General features: G+C 62.4%; 13 protein-coding genes and 1 pseudogene. 9 read left to right on the top strand and 5 right to left on the bottom strand.

Annotated elements, in window-relative coordinates; genetic code table 11:
* Positions 1-53 precede the first annotated feature (53 nt).
* Positions 54-1,481: an aminotransferase-like domain-containing protein gene (locus HV670_RS09475; protein ID WP_175104511.1), complete on the bottom strand. Its 1,428-nt coding sequence runs from the start codon at positions 1,479-1,481 to the stop codon at positions 54-56.
* A 307-nt stretch (positions 1,482-1,788) separates the two neighbouring features.
* Between HV670_RS09475 and HV670_RS09470 the strand changes: the two genes are divergently transcribed.
* The 5 genes from HV670_RS09470 to HV670_RS09450 all read left to right on the top strand — a co-directional run bounded on the left by HV670_RS09470 (position 1,789) and on the right by HV670_RS09450 (position 6,275).
* On the top strand, positions 1,789-3,312 hold the full coding sequence (locus HV670_RS09470; protein WP_175104510.1) for a CoA-acylating methylmalonate-semialdehyde dehydrogenase: 1,524 nt from the start codon (positions 1,789-1,791) through the stop codon (positions 3,310-3,312).
* A 198-nt stretch (positions 3,313-3,510) separates the two neighbouring features.
* A complete protein-coding gene (locus HV670_RS09465; protein WP_175104509.1) occupies positions 3,511-4,050 on the top strand; it encodes a hypothetical protein in 540 nt (179 codons plus the stop codon).
* Positions 4,051-4,238: 188 nt separating this feature from the next.
* Positions 4,239-5,447, top strand: a complete 1,209-nt coding sequence (bamC, locus tag HV670_RS09460) for an outer membrane protein assembly factor BamC (protein WP_175104508.1) — start codon at positions 4,239-4,241, stop codon at positions 5,445-5,447.
* A 377-nt stretch (positions 5,448-5,824) separates the two neighbouring features.
* Positions 5,825-6,028, top strand: a complete 204-nt coding sequence (locus HV670_RS09455; RefSeq protein WP_175104507.1) for a hypothetical protein — start codon at positions 5,825-5,827, stop codon at positions 6,026-6,028.
* 88 nt (positions 6,029-6,116) lie between these two features.
* The gene (locus HV670_RS09450) at positions 6,117-6,275 is read left to right on the top strand and encodes a hypothetical protein (RefSeq protein WP_175104506.1); all 159 of its coding nucleotides are present in this window, start codon (positions 6,117-6,119) and stop codon (positions 6,273-6,275) included.
* Positions 6,276-6,887: 612 nt separating this feature from the next.
* Here the strand turns inward: HV670_RS09450 and HV670_RS09445 are convergent.
* Together HV670_RS09445 and HV670_RS09440 are read right to left on the bottom strand one after the other, a co-directional pair.
* A complete protein-coding gene (locus tag HV670_RS09445; protein ID WP_175104505.1) occupies positions 6,888-7,163 on the bottom strand; it encodes a DNA-binding protein in 276 nt (91 codons plus the stop codon).
* A 121-nt stretch (positions 7,164-7,284) separates the two neighbouring features.
* Positions 7,285-7,527: a hypothetical protein gene (locus HV670_RS09440; RefSeq protein WP_175104504.1), complete on the bottom strand. Its 243-nt coding sequence runs from the start codon at positions 7,525-7,527 to the stop codon at positions 7,285-7,287.
* A 312-nt stretch (positions 7,528-7,839) separates the two neighbouring features.
* On the opposite strand from HV670_RS09440, the gene HV670_RS09435 reads away from it, so the two are divergent.
* The gene (locus HV670_RS09435; RefSeq protein WP_175104503.1) at positions 7,840-8,142 is read left to right on the top strand and encodes a hypothetical protein; all 303 of its coding nucleotides are present in this window, start codon (positions 7,840-7,842) and stop codon (positions 8,140-8,142) included.
* Between the two features lie 194 nt (positions 8,143-8,336).
* On the opposite strand, the gene HV670_RS09430 is transcribed toward HV670_RS09435, so the two are convergent.
* A complete protein-coding gene (locus HV670_RS09430; protein ID WP_175104333.1) occupies positions 8,337-8,615 on the bottom strand; it encodes a hypothetical protein in 279 nt (92 codons plus the stop codon).
* A gap of 150 nt (positions 8,616-8,765) precedes the next feature.
* A pseudogene (locus tag HV670_RS09425) lies at positions 8,766-9,161 on the bottom strand (transposase); the annotation flags it as partial.
* A 612-nt stretch (positions 9,162-9,773) separates the two neighbouring features.
* Here HV670_RS09425 and HV670_RS09420 point away from each other — a divergent pair.
* The 3 genes from HV670_RS09420 to scpB all read left to right on the top strand — a co-directional run bounded on the left by HV670_RS09420 (position 9,774) and on the right by scpB (position 13,379).
* Positions 9,774-10,688, top strand: a complete 915-nt coding sequence (locus tag HV670_RS09420) for a LysR family transcriptional regulator (protein ID WP_175104501.1) — start codon at positions 9,774-9,776, stop codon at positions 10,686-10,688.
* A 150-nt stretch (positions 10,689-10,838) separates the two neighbouring features.
* Complete coding sequence (locus tag HV670_RS09415) at positions 10,839-12,044, top strand: pyridoxal phosphate-dependent aminotransferase (RefSeq protein WP_175104500.1); 1,206 nt, start codon at positions 10,839-10,841, stop codon at positions 12,042-12,044.
* Between the two features lie 333 nt (positions 12,045-12,377).
* Positions 12,378-13,379 carry an SMC-Scp complex subunit ScpB gene (gene scpB / locus HV670_RS09410; RefSeq protein WP_175104499.1) on the top strand — a complete coding sequence of 334 codons (1,002 nt, stop codon included), beginning with the start codon at positions 12,378-12,380 and terminating at the stop codon, positions 13,377-13,379.
* Positions 13,380-13,735 lie beyond the last annotated feature (356 nt).

Raw genomic sequence — 13,735 nt, 5'->3', positions numbered from 1 at the left:
ATCCGCAATGCATTGCAGCTCTCCGTGGGGGGGCGTGTCTTTCGTCGATCTCCTCATCCGGCTGCGACCCGGGCCTCCTGCGCGACCTGTCCCACGAAATCCCAGAGTCGCGGATCGCAGGAATAGGGCGCGTTGAAACGGAACCATTCCGACGGCTGGTCGTCGGGCCTGAAATACGAGCCCGGTGCGAGCCAGATGCCATAACGCAGTGCTCTCGTCGCGATCTCGCTCGCGCGCGCCGGATCGATCGGCAGCCTGACCCACAAATACAGACCCGCCTGGGGGCGATGAAAAAGCTCGAGACCGAGATCGTCGACATGCTGCTCGACGCGCGCGTGCGCATCCTTGAGCTTGTCGTTGACGAACTCGACATGGCGCGCATACCGTCCTTCGACGAGCACCTTGTCGACGAGCCTTTCTGTCGTCTCCGATGAAGTGAGTCCGACCGCCATCTTGGTGCGCGCAAGCTCGCGCAGCACATCGCGATCGGCGACGACATAGCCGCATCGCAAAGCAGGCGTAATCGTCTTTGCGAATCCGCTCACATAGACCACGCGGCGCAACCCTTCCATGGCCGCGAGCATCGGCGGCCCGGCCGCCACGAGTTCGCGGTGCACGTCGTCCTCGATCACCCACAACTGATGTCGTTCGGCGATCTGCAGCACGCGAAATGCCGCGGCCATATTGAGCGTGGCACCCGTCGGGTTCTGCAGGACAGTGTTGATGAAGAGCGCTTTCGGCTGGCGCGTCCGCACGATATCTTCAAGGGCCTCGAGATCGAAGCCTTGCGGCGTGCGCGGCGCGCCATGGACCTGGAGGCCGGCGAGCTTGAGGATCTGCAGGAGATTGCAGTAGCACGGGTCTTCGACGACCACTGAGTCTCCCGGTCGCAGCAGGGTACGCACGATCAGGTCGAGTGCCTGGGTGGCACCTTGCGTCATTAGCACGTTGGACGCATTGGCGGGAACAGCGTATCGGTTGAGTTCGGCTGCGATCCGCTCGCGCAGTGGCGCGAATCCGTATGGATGGCCGTAGTCGGCAAGCCGCGCGGCCGGCGTCCGGCTCACCGCGCGCAGCGCATGATGAAGGCCCGTCTCGTTGACCCACTCATTGGGCAGCCAGCCGCATCCCGCCTTGATCGGCACCGAATGATCGGCGAAAACGTCCGAGAGCAGCCAGGTCGCGTTCAGGCTCGGCGGCTCCCATGCGGGCGTGGCGCCCGCGAGCGCCGGTGGGCGGCTCGCGACTCGATAGCCCGAACCCCGCCGCGCGATCACCAGGCCGAGCGATACGAGCCGGTTATAGGCTTCAGTCACCGTAAAGGTACTCAGCGCCTGCTCCTGTGCGAGCCGTCGCACGGACGGCAGGCGTGTGCCGGCCTTCAGCGTGTGGCGCTCGATCGCTTCGGAAAACGCGCGCACGAGTTGCTCGACGAGAGTAGGTGCATTGGCACGCTGGCGAATCAGTTCGAGTTCGATCATGGTCGGCGGGCTGCGATGAATATCCGATGCTACGGAAGACCGCGAGGTTTTGCCAATACACTTTGCATATTGCAATCAATACAGTTGGCATCGCAGTTCCGTAACTGCCTATGTGCGCGCCTCGGGGTGCGCCGCATAGTGGCGTACCAACACCCACGCGCGCGGCCGCGGCCTGCGCGCGCTGGCGCGCGGCGCCGGCCGATTCGATGGACGCGATCGCCGGTGCCGGACGCCGCCGTCCCGGTTGTCCGGCACCGGCGCTTCAACCTCACACCGACATACCCAGGCATTTCCTCGGAGAAAGACAATGAGCGATACCCACGCAAGCGACACAGCGGTCCGTGCGATCACCCACCATATCGGCGGCAAGGCACAGCCGGGCACGAGCGGGCGCATCGGGGACGTGTTCAACCCGGCGACGGGCAAGGTCCAGGCGCGTGTTCCCCTGGCCTCGACGGACGAGGTCGGCGCCGCCGTGGCGGCCGCGCGCGCGGCCTTCCCGGCGTGGGCGGAGACGCCCGCGCTCAAACGCGCGCGCATTCTTTTCAAGTTCAAGGAGCTGCTGGACAAGCATGCGGACGAACTCGCCGAGATCATCACGCGCGAGCACGGCAAGGTGTTGTCGGACGCCAAGGGCGAAGTGACTCGGGGCATCGAAGTCGTCGAATTCGCCTGCGCGGCACCGCAACTGCTCAAAGGGCAGTACAGCGAGCAGATCGGCGGCGGCATCGACAACTGGAGCATGCGCCAGCCGCTCGGCGTCGCCGCCGGGATCACGCCGTTCAATTTTCCGATGATGGTGCCGTGCTGGATGTTTCCAGTCGCGCTCGCCTGCGGCAATACTTTCGTGCTCAAGCCGTCGGAACGCGATCCTTCGTGCGCCATTCGTCTCGCCGAGCTGCTCAAGGAAGCGGGCCTGCCGGACGGCGTGTTCAATGTCGTGCATGGCGACAAGGAAGCCGTCGACGCGCTGCTCGAACACCCGGAAGTCGACTCGATCTCGTTCGTGGGCTCCACGCCGATCGCCGAGTACATTTATTCGCAGGGTGCGGCACGCGGCAAACGAGTCCAGGCGCTGGGCGGCGCGAAGAATCACCTCGTGGTGATGCCGGATGCGGACCTCGACCTCGCGGTCGACGCCTTGATCGGCGCGGGCTACGGTTCGGCCGGCGAGCGCTGCATGGCCATTTCCGTCGCGGTGGCGGTCGGCCATATCGCCGACGAGCTCGTCGAACGCCTCGCGCCGCGCGTGCGGGCGCTAACGATCAAGAACGGCCTCGAAAGCGATGCGGAGATGGGTCCCCTCGTCACGGCCGCTCACAAGGCCAAGGTCGAGGGGTATATCGACGCGGGTGTCGAAGGCGGTGCGAAGCTGGTCGTCGACGGCCGTGGCCACAAGGTCCAGGGCCATGAGGAAGGCTTCTTCATCGGCGGTACGCTGTTCGACGATGTGAAGCCCGAAATGAAGATCTACAAGGAAGAGATTTTCGGACCCGTGCTGTCGATTGTGCGTGTGCCCGATTTTGCCTCCGCGGTCGACCTCATCAATGCGCACGAGATGGGCAACGGCGTGGCCTGCTTCACATCGGACGGCGGGGTGGCCCGTGCGTTCGCGCGCCAGATCCAGGTCGGCATGGTTGGCATCAATGTGCCGATTCCCGTGCCGATGGCATGGCATTCTTTCGGCGGCTGGAAGCGCTCTCTGTTCGGCGACCATCACGCCTACGGTGAAGAGGGCGTGCGCTTCTACACCCGCTACAAGAGCGTGATGCAGCGCTGGCCCGATTCGATCTCGAAGGGGGCGGAATTCACGATGCCTGTCGCGAAGTAGCCGCGCCTACGTGTTACAGAAGCGGTTACGATTTCGAATCGATTCGCTGGGTCGGATTTGTTCGCATCGCCGCTGAGTAAGTACCGATTCTCGGCACTTGGCTCGAGCGCGTGATTTTTCCTGCGGAAGTGGACTTAGCCTGTGCATGCCCCGTTGCAATCTTGCGGCGGGGCATTTTTCGTCAGGGAGTCCATCGATATGTATCGAATCGAGTTTCGCGAATACCCCATCATGTGGGTCGCTTGCCACACGTTCTGGACGCTGTACGAGGACGACTGGCTGATCGGCGAATTGCACGGGCTTGCAACCGACCGCGAGACAGGCATGTCACAGGCAGTCGGCACCACGCGCGATGTATTGCGCGCCTGGCCTTACCCCATGATGGGCCAGGAGCAAAAAATGAAACCGGCGGAGGGCGGATTCTCGGGCCTGTATGCGCTCGATCAGGCGCACAAGGTGGTGTTCACGGGTTCGAAGGAGGAGGCGATGGCGATCTGGGGCCGTGCGCTTGCTGCGGCACAGGCACTCAATGACCTGGACATCGTTTATCACATCCTGGGCGGATTGCCCTCGGAGCTGTCCACGGGCAATAGCAACAGCGCGTTCCGCACATTCGGGGACGTGATGGGATTGCCGATGCCGGATCTCGAGGCGATGATGCGGCCCGGCGATCGCAAGAACCTGCTGCCGAGGGAAAGCTACGCCTCGCTTTATGAGGGGGCCGTCGTCGCGGCCTGAAACGGGCTAAAGGCTGGGCTGGCCGGGCGCGGGGGGTGCCCGGCCGGTGTAAGCGCGCTATCTTGTCTGTGTCTGGTGACACGCCGAAAGCCGGGTTTTGCAAGCGTTTTTGCACTGAACGCCCGGAGCCCGGTAAAATCCCGGGTTGATCCCACGGAAGCTGATCCGTGGTGCGCCCGAAGGACTCCATGAAACTCAATGCACATCGCTTTACGCTGAACTATGCAGCGCTTGCAATCGCAGCAGTCCTGGTCGCCGGGTGCAGCGCGCCGGACCCGCATGCGATCGAATACAAAAGCACGGAAAAGACCAAGGAGCCGTCGCTCGCGGCGCCTCCGGACCTGACCGCGCAGGTTCCCGACCAGCGCCTCGCGGCGCCGAGCAGCGGCGAGACCTCGCTGAGCTCGCTGACGCAGACCGAAAAGACCGCGCCGACGGTGGCGCCGGCGGACGCGGTTCTGCCTTCGATGCCCGGAGTGCACCTGCAGCGAGACGGCAACGAGCGCTGGCTTGTCGTCGAAAACCAGGACAGCCAGCAGCTCTGGCCGCAACTGCGCAAATTCTGGCAGCAACAAGGTTTTCTGCTGGTGGTCGAAACGCGAAACGCGGGCGTCATGGAAACCGACTGGAACGAGAAACGCCCAAGCATCGATGCTGGGTTCGTTCGTAACTTCATCGGCAAGAGTCTCGACAGCGCATACACCGCGGCGAGCCGCTACAAGTACCGTACACGGATCGAAGCCGGTCCCGACGGCTCAACTTATGTGTTCATCAGCGAACGCAGCCTGACCGAGCAGTTGACGGGATCGAACAACGAGAATCGCGAGTGGGTCGCGGCACCGAACGATCCGACGCTCGAAGTCGAGTACCTGCGCCGTCTGATGCAGACGATCTCGTATAACAAGACGAGCGGTCAGACCGTGCCGGATGAACCGTCAGCCGCGTCGGCTACTGCGGCGGCGTCGGCTACCGCAGCGGCGTCGGCTACCGCAGCGGCGTCGGCGGTCACCGCTGCCAGCACCGAAAAGGAAACGACGTCGTCGGGTGCGGAAGCCGGGGTGACCGAGCTGAATATTCCGGCCGCCTACGATCGCGCTTGGCTGGCGGTCGGTGTCGCACTCGATCGCGCGAGCTTCACGGTCGATGACCGCGATCGGATCAAGGGCCTCTACTTCATCCGCTACGTTGATCCGAACGACCATACGTCGGAAGAGCAGGGCTTCTGGAGCCAGTTGTTCCACGGTCACACAGACAAGGTTGCTAAACAATATCGGATCAACGTCCGCGCGCTGACCGAGAACTTGACACGTGTTGCCGTCGTCGACCAGTCAGGCAAAATCGACACCTCGAAACAGGCCCAGCAGATTGTCGGTTTGATAAGCGGTCAGGTGCGCTGATTTGTCCTATGCTTGAACCAGAGTAGCGTCGCGGTCGACACGGTCGGCCGGGGCGCTGCGAGCGGTCAGGCATTGTGATCCTGTATGAAAATGCCGGCCCCGCGCCGGCATTTTTTTCGCCCTTTTTGTGAGTATTGCGGTGGCACCGAAGCAGGGGTAGTAGTGGTCCAATCGGATACATCGGGACCGTCGCAATAGCGCCGTGCAGTGTTTTGTGGGACTGTTGAACTACCGTCGGGACTCGAGGCGGTGCAGTGAGTGTGTAGGCTCGGTGCTTGCTTAACTGATTGACGAGGAATGTGCCGGCTCATTCGATGCCTGCCATGACAGTCAAGCCGGAGACGCCCAATAGCAGTGGAATCAAGGGGACGGACAAAATGAAAAAAGTTCTGGAAGACTCGGCCAAGGCAATGAAGTCTCTGTTCAATCGTTCGTTCGATCGACTCGTGCAGACCTGGCAAAGGCGATTTCCCGCGAAACCGCGCGCCATCGAACTTGAATTCCGGCGTCGTTCCGATACCGACACCCGGCGTTCGGCCGCCATTCATATCGATACCCGATCACGCCGGCAGCGTCCTTGAGGCGAGCGCGTGGTCGGCCCGCTATCAAGCCGGATGGATTGCGTGCCGATATTAAGCTGGTAAGTATAAATGCCGAAGTGGGGGCATCATGTTCGATCTGATTCCGTACTGGATGTGGGCGTTCATCGTTTTTCTTGCGGCCCTTGTGTTTATCGTCGCCCACACGCTGACCGAGCCGTCCGACGACTGCGATCCTCCCCGGCTCCCGCATTCGCGGCTGCGACACGCGCGGCGACATCCCCGCTAGCAGGGGAAGTTTGCGGACGCTATTTGTGACCGGATGCCCTCCGGCGAGAGCGTGTGCATGCATTTTTTCGATGAAGCCCAGTGCCGTGCTTCGGGCGTTGGGTTTCTGTCCCGCTTCCGTTTCCTCCGTCCCTCGTCGCATCTCCTGCTTGGCCTTCTGATGGTCACGTAACGTAACGTAACGTAACGTTACGATCCGCGCAGCAGCACGTAGACCGTTGAAGACGCCTGTATTTGCTTCGTATCACAAACCATTTCGCGAATCAATCAGCGGTAGGTCCCCTGCATTAAGCCGAGCGATCCGGCCGCCCATGTGGGAGGGGTGAATCGCATGGCAGTTGCATGCTTGATGGTACGCGGTCGGATACGTCGACGGACAATTGCGAAACACGGCAGCGGGACGGAGCAGCGGGAATCGGAGCAATCAGTCGAAACGATCCGACTCCGGCTTGGCACTCTGCAGTACTGCGAATGAAATGAATTGGCCCCGTCGCCCTTTCCTCGTTGGGCGATGGTTTGAACTCGCACTTTCCAAAGTGCGAGTTTTTTTCGTCCCGGCTTTTAAAGCGGATCCCGCAAAAACCGGATTTACATGAATTTTACGATTGTTGTTTTATTCTTCATCTTCATCCGGAAGATCGAGGATCAGGACGATCGTCCAATCCGCTGCGCCTTCATGATGATATTGGCGCTCGGCGACGATGAAAGGCTGCTGCTTGCCGCGCGGTCCAAGGAACAGGATGTCGCCTTCCGCCGGGAGACACTCGATCGGCGGCAGCGCGAGCACGGGCTCGCGTTCCGCCTGCGGGCCCTTTGCCTTGGGCATCAGTTTTTCGATCTTCTTGCTCGCCGCATCGGTCCATTCGATGTCGAATTGAATATTGCTCACACATGCTCCTTCAAAAAAACCGCGCTACGCGGCGGGATACAGATGGACAAAAGCCCGCGCGGGGCGGGCTTTTGTCGAAACGCCTGGCACGAAGCCGCAGCTTCGGGCGTCGCGCGCCATTTTACTGCGCCGCGCTCGCCCCGGAAGCTTTTGCGCCGTGGTGGGGGTGCTTTGCCTTGTGGCCCGGCATTTCCATCTTCATCGCCGACTGCTTGTCCTGAGCGTCCTGCAGCATTTGGGCACGCTGCTCGATGTCTGCCGCCTTGGCCGGATCGGTGCTCATCGTCACGCCAGTCGACTGGGCAGCGGCGGTGCCGGCCAACGACAGCAGGGAAACCGCGAGTGCCACGGACATTTTCTTCATGATCAGACCTCCACAGGGAAAGATAAGAGAACCAAGCCAGTTGCAAATTTGGTTCCTGAAGACGATTCCATTCTATCGGCGCGCGCATTCCAGCCTCGGCCCGGCGCAACGATACTTACCATGCTTACAAGTTGTTACTAACCGTGCCGGAAATCGGCAGTTGTAAATTTAGAGGCTCCGGCTTAACGATACTTTGCCTGCCCATTACTGCGGGCTTAATATGACTGTTTGCCGATCCGGCTTTCGGGCGGCATCGACGCGATCTTCAACACAAGTCGAACAGCGGCCAAGAGCCGGTACGCGGAGAGCGAAATGAAGCATTCGAACGAGGCCGTTCTCGAGGCGCTGCGCCATGCGCAGTATCGTCAGGTACCGTGGCCGAAGCGACCCAGGGTATTCGAGTTCTTACGCGATGCGGGCCTGCTCGAGACCATTCGCCAGCGCACACCCGATGGCCCTGGCTATCATGCGCCGGTCGATATAGCGGTGCTGACCGCGCGCGGCAAGGCTGAGATCGTGCGGCTCGAGCGCATCGAGCGACTCGCGAGCTGGCCCGATCAACGCGTGAGCCTCTATCTGGTGCCTGCCGACGGTGCGACCGAAACCGAAAGCTGACGGGTGCAGTCGTTGACAGACTGACAGAGGGGGAGTCCGGTTGCACAAAAAAACGCCCGTATCCGAAGATACGGGCGATACCGGGTAACACATGCCACGCTGTGGTCATGGCACTTGATCCGACTCGCGGAAGACCGCACTGGTTCCCGCCCTCGGGTTTATTCACCCTGGGTGTTGTTCGCCGGACCACGAGACTAGCGTGGCGCTTTCTTAGGGTGATCGGCAGGTGGGTTGTGATCGCGGTGGCCATCTTTTGAATTGGCTGCGATATCGCCGCGCAGGTCGCCCCGCGGGGCCGGCGGTGTGAAATCGCCGCGACGCGGCGCGGCAGGCTCGACAGGCAGCAGCACGGGGGCAGCGCGAGGCCCTCCCCATCCGTTGATGGGGGTTTGGCCATGTGCCGCGTTACTTGCCATGAGGCCGCCGAATTCCAGGGTCACGATGCCGGCGGCGACTACCACTTTCCAGGTCATCGAATGCTCTGAAGGCTCGAACTGAGAGCTTCCAGTTTATGTTTCGCATTCGACCTTGCTGTAAGTGTTAGTAAGGGAATGTTCGGTGCGTTCGCTCAAGAAGCGAGATGGGAGGGCGGCGCCAGCACGCCCCTTTCCCATCCGCAATCAGGCGAGCTTGGCCGGAGCGCGCCACGATTCCGGATTAGTCCAGAATGCACCGCGCAATCGATCGCGCGTCGGCGGGATGGGCTGCTTCGCCACTGTTACGGCTGCGCGGCCGCGCAAGTTGATCTCCCTGCCGTTGCCGCCGAGACGTTTCACGATCTCGGAGAGGGTGCCGTCGGCTTGCCATTCGTCAAAGCGGCGGCGGCAGGTCGGCGGCGACGGGTAGCGACCCGGGAGCTTCGACCAGCCTTCGCCCGTGCTCAACACCCACAGGACTGCGTTGACCACTGAACGGGCTTCGACGCGCGGACGGCCGCGGCGTTCGCTGCGTTTAGGTTCGTCACAGAACAACGCCTCGACCAACGCCCATTCATTGTCTTTCAAATCGTCGAACACCATTATCTTTCACCTCAGCGATGCTAACCCCAGTGTGGGCCCGCGCCGTGCGCGTTGCGCACTCCTCGTGCTGTTCGCCGCGCGAATATGTTCAAACTCGCGGCCGCTTTCTCGAAAACCCCGCGATCGATTCGATTCGTCGGGTGTATGCCCCTCAGCGAAAACCATGCCAATCTTGCGGTGCGGCAGCGCAAACGGCCGCTGGATAAGGCTGGCGGCCCACTCTGGTCGGCGTATCAGACGCCAAAAGCAGGGGGGCGCAAATCGGGGAAATCACCGATCTTGTGCATCCCGGCCTGAGGCGGGGCCTCCGATCGCACGTCTGCGCACCAAGGGGAGACCCGCCCGTGTCTCAAAAATTATTCCGGACGATGAACGGTTGAACTCGTACCCAACCCTTTGCATTACCCTTGTCATTTGCTTGGTAGCTTCGTCGAAGTTCGAGCCCGCGCAGGGGAGTCGCGCTATCATGCGGTGCACACATCGAAGATCGCCGTCTATCGTCTGACCGCATGAGCGCGGTGCGGGCGGGCGACCGGAATGCACTATCCAAGCGCATTCCCCTGGCGAGATTGCATGAGAGACGAGACGCGGACCTGGAGGCAAGCAACGAAGATGAATGTCACCCTCAGGCAATTGCGAGTGTTCATGGAAGTCGCGCGTCTCGCGAGTTTCAGCCGCGCCGGCCAGAAGATCGGGCTGACACAGTCGGCCGTCAGCCGTTCGATTCGCGAACTCGAGGACGAACTCGGACTCAAGCTGCTCGACCGCACGACACGCGAGGTGGTCCTGACCGACGCGGGCATGAATCTGGTGGCGAGTGTGTCGCGTTTGCTGGGCGAACTTGATGGCGCACTGCGCGAGATTCGGGAAATCGGCGAGCAGCGGCGCGGGAGGGTGGTGGTCGCGGCGGCGCCTACCGTGTCCGCGCGTGTCATGCCGCTGGCGGTCGCCGAATGCAATCTGCGACACCGCTACATTGCACTGTCTCTGCGCGACGAAGTCCAGAACGATGTACTACGGAAGGTCAAGACGGGAGAGGTCGACTTCGGTGTGGTCATTGCACCGGTGCTCGATCCGATGGCTGCCGACGGCCTGCTTCTCGAACCCGTCATGACAGATTCGTTCAGCGTGGTCTGCCGGGACGACCACGCACTTGCGCAGCGAGACGAAGTGGGTTGGGGTGCGCTGCAGGGCGAGCGCCTCGTGCTGCTCGATCATGCGTCGGGCAGCCGCCCGCTGATCGAGAAAGTGTTTCACGACCATGGTATCGAGCCCGAGATTGTTCAGGAGATGGCGCATCCGGCAAGCGTGTTCGGGCTCGTGGATGCGCGCGTCGGGATTTCGGTCATGCCCGATCTCGCCTTGCCGCCGCCGGCCGGGCTGGCGCTCGTATCGCGGCCCCTCGTGCCGACCGCGGAACGCACCGTCGCCCTCGTGCGCCGCCGCGACCGGTCACTGTCGCCAGCCGCGGATGCGGTCTGGCAGATCGTGCGAGAGGTGCCCTTGAAGTTGGGCCCAAGCAATTGAGCAAGCCGGGCGCCTGGGCGGCGGATTCTTGAAAGGATCGGTTCCTATTGCGAGGCGGCCCGAACCGTGAAGTCCGCATCGGTTCCGGGGCTCCGCGAATGGCCGGGCGCTGCTACCATCTTATTTTCCTCGAACCCCGCTCAAACCACCATGGCAGTTGAATCTCCGTCGTTGGCCGGGCAGCCGGCGCCTTCGGCCGCCCCTTTTGCGCGGCAGGCCGTCCAGTCCCTGCGCGCATCGAAGATCCGCGAAGTGGCCAATGCCGCGATGGGTTTGCCTGATGTGCTGCCGTTCTGGTTCGGCGAATCGGACCAGCAGACGCCACGTTTCATTCGCGATGCGGCCAGCGCCGCGCTCGCCGAGGGGGCGACGTTCTATACGCACAATCTTGGCATCGCGCCGTTGCGCGGCGCCATTGCCGAGTACGTATCCGTCCTGCACGGCGCGACGTCACCCGATCATGTCGCTGTGACGAGCGCGGGCGTCAATGCCCTGATGCTTGCCTCGCAACTTGTCGTCGGTGCGGGCGACCGGGTCGTCGCGCTGACGCCGCTGTGGCCGAACCTGGTCGAGATTCCGAAGATTCTCGGTGCCACGGTCGAAACCGTCTCGCTCGACTACGGGCCGCGGGGCTTCACGCTCGACCTCGACCGCCTGCTTGCGGCGCTTACGCCCGACACGCGTGCCGTAATGATCAACTCGCCGAACAATCCCACCGGCTGGGTCATGACGCGCGACGAGCAGCATGCCGTGCTTGCCCATTGTGAGCGCCACGGCATCTGGATCATCGCAGACGAAGTCTACGAGCGGCTCTTCTACGGCGCGGGTCGCGTGGCGCCGTCGTTCCTCGACCTCGCCGGACGCGAGGCGCGTGTGATAGCGGTCAATTCGTTCTCGAAGGCCTGGCTCATGACCGGTTGGCGGCTCGGCTGGATCGTCGCGCCGGACACGCTCATGGGCGACCTCGGCAAGCTCGTCGAATACAATACGTCGTGCGCGCCCGATTTCGTCCAACGGGCGGGAATCGTCGCCGTGCGTGACGGCGGGGCGGTTGCCGATGGCGTGGTCGCGCAGCTGCGCCAGTCGCGCGACCATCTCGTAACCGCGCTGCGCGGATTGCCGGGGGTCGACGTGATGCCGGGCGAGGGGGCGATGTATCTGTTCTTCCGGCTGGCCGCGGCGGCCGATAGCCTCGAGCTGTGCAAGCGGCTGGTTCGCGAAGCCGGGCTGGGCCTCGCGCCAGGCGTGGCATTTGGCCCGGAAGGCGAGGGTTTTGTCCGGTGGTGTTACGCGTGCAGCACCGATCGGCTAGACGAAGGAGTCAGGCGTCTTGCACGGTTTATCGGCCGGGATTGATTTTGCGATGGTTTGAGCCGTTTACGCATTAGATATTTTTGCGTAAGATGCGTTGTGAATAAGCGATTTCCCTTTGCGTCGATGGGGAGGCTCGCTGCCAAGACCCGTGTGAACCGTATGGGCCTGGCTCGCCGGGTGTGCTGCACCTTGTGTCCGAGCGGATGAGCCGGACGCCGATGGCATGAATTGATGTGGCCGACTGTTGACGATTCGCGTTGGTCTTCCCGGGATGCGCTCCCATCAATATGACCGATCACAATCGGGCGAGCGTTTCTCCCACTCCCAGTTTCTTTTGATCCCGTTCCGCTGACCGTTCAGGTCGGGACTAGCTGCATGAATACTCAAGAGGCAAGGATCGTCCTCGAGACTGCGTTGATCTGTGCACAGGAGCCGCTCAGGCTGAGCGATCTGCGTAAATTGTTCGTCGACGGCGTATCGGCGGACACGGTACGCGCCCTGCTCGAAGAACTTCGCGGGGAATGGTCAGGACGAGGTGTTGAACTGGTTTCGCTCGCCACAGGCTGGCGTTTCCAAAGCAAGCCGGCAATGCGGTCCTATCTGGATAGGCTGCACCCGGAAAAACCGCCGAAATATTCGCGCGCGGTGCTCGAGACACTCGCGATCATCGCTTACCGGCAACCGGTCACGCGTGGCGACATCGAGGAAATCCGCGGCGTCGCCGTCAGCACGCAGGTGGTCAAGCAGCTCGAAGACCGCGACTGGATCGAGGTCATCGGTCATCGCGACGTCCCCGGGCGCCCGGCGCTGTATGCGACGACCAAGCATTTCCTCGACGATCTCGGTTTGAAGGCGCTCGATGGGCTGCCCTCGCTGGTGAGCCCGGATGCGGCGCTTCAATCGGACCTGCTGGCACAGCATGCGATCGCCTTCGACGATTTGCCCGAGGTTGCGGCTGCGTTGGTCGCGCAGGCTGGGGCGGTCGAGGTGGATGAGGCGGCCGCGGCTCAGCGTGATGCGATAAACGGCGAGATATTCGAAGGCTTGGCCGAGGAATCCATCGAGGCGGTAACCGTGGAGGTCGCACGTGAGCTGAGCGCGGAGCTGGTTGAGGAGGTTGCTGCCGGGTCGCGCGAGCAAGTTCGCGCGGTCGAGGAAGAAAGGGAATTTGCCCTGCCAGCCCATGTGGGCGGGACGAATGAAGAGAATGAAGCGCCTGTGGCGGATGCCGCAGATGAAGTCACAACGATCGATGCCGACGAGCATCGACCGACCGAACGCTTGCACCCGGATGCACCAGTCGTGTCCGAGTCTGTGCACAGCGATCCGAACGATCCGCCGAAGGCGCTCCCGGACGATACTCCGCGCGACGTCTGATTGGTGAAGGACGGCCGGCCTGCTCCATGCGAGCGCGCCTGCCACGACTCTCTGAGGTTTAGTTTGAAAGACGATCAACAAAACGATTCGCCGGAGCATCGCGATGACGACGCACGTCCGGTTCGCGTCCGGGCATCGCGCGCCAAGCCCGTCAAGGCTGAAGCGGCGGTACCTGTCGAAAGCGGCGAGCAGCGTGCGGGCGAATCGGCCGGGGCGGGCGAAAGCCCGGTTGCTGCGCCGGCCAGGAAAACCCGACGGGCCGCCGTCAAGCCGGCTCCTGCCAGCGAGCAGCCTGTTGTCGACGCCGCTGAAAGGCGCGACGAACCGGCGGTCGTTGAAGCAGTCAAGAGACGTGG

The sequence above is a fragment of the Pararobbsia alpina genome, assembly GCF_902859895.1.
Taxonomy (GTDB): Bacteria; Pseudomonadota; Gammaproteobacteria; order Burkholderiales; family Burkholderiaceae; genus Pararobbsia; species Pararobbsia alpina.
The sequence above is the reverse complement of the archived record's forward strand: the minus strand, read 5'-3'. Positions and strand labels throughout refer to the sequence as shown.

Bases quoted from the DNA above. Each gene is read 5' to 3' on its own strand.
- bamC (WP_175104508.1), top strand. From the start codon at position 4,239: ATGAAACTCAATGCACATCGCTTTACGCTGAACTATGCAGCGCTTGCA.
- HV670_RS09440 (WP_175104504.1), bottom strand. From the start codon at position 7,527: ATGAAGAAAATGTCCGTGGCACTCGCGGTTTCCCTGCTGTCGTTGGCC.
- HV670_RS09470 (WP_175104510.1), top strand. From the start codon at position 1,789: ATGAGCGATACCCACGCAAGCGACACAGCGGTCCGTGCGATCACCCAC.
- HV670_RS09415 (WP_175104500.1), top strand. From the start codon at position 10,839: ATGGCAGTTGAATCTCCGTCGTTGGCCGGGCAGCCGGCGCCTTCGGCC.
- HV670_RS09420 (WP_175104501.1), top strand. From the start codon at position 9,774: ATGAATGTCACCCTCAGGCAATTGCGAGTGTTCATGGAAGTCGCGCGT.
- HV670_RS09475 (WP_175104511.1), bottom strand. From the start codon at position 1,481: ATGATCGAACTCGAACTGATTCGCCAGCGTGCCAATGCACCTACTCTC.
- HV670_RS09465 (WP_175104509.1), top strand. From the start codon at position 3,511: ATGTATCGAATCGAGTTTCGCGAATACCCCATCATGTGGGTCGCTTGC.
- HV670_RS09450 (WP_175104506.1), top strand. From the start codon at position 6,117: ATGTTCGATCTGATTCCGTACTGGATGTGGGCGTTCATCGTTTTTCTT.
- HV670_RS09435 (WP_175104503.1), top strand. From the start codon at position 7,840: ATGAAGCATTCGAACGAGGCCGTTCTCGAGGCGCTGCGCCATGCGCAG.
- scpB (WP_175104499.1), top strand. From the start codon at position 12,378: ATGAATACTCAAGAGGCAAGGATCGTCCTCGAGACTGCGTTGATCTGT.
- HV670_RS09455 (WP_175104507.1), top strand. From the start codon at position 5,825: ATGAAAAAAGTTCTGGAAGACTCGGCCAAGGCAATGAAGTCTCTGTTC.
- HV670_RS09430 (WP_175104333.1), bottom strand. From the start codon at position 8,615: ATGACCTGGAAAGTGGTAGTCGCCGCCGGCATCGTGACCCTGGAATTC.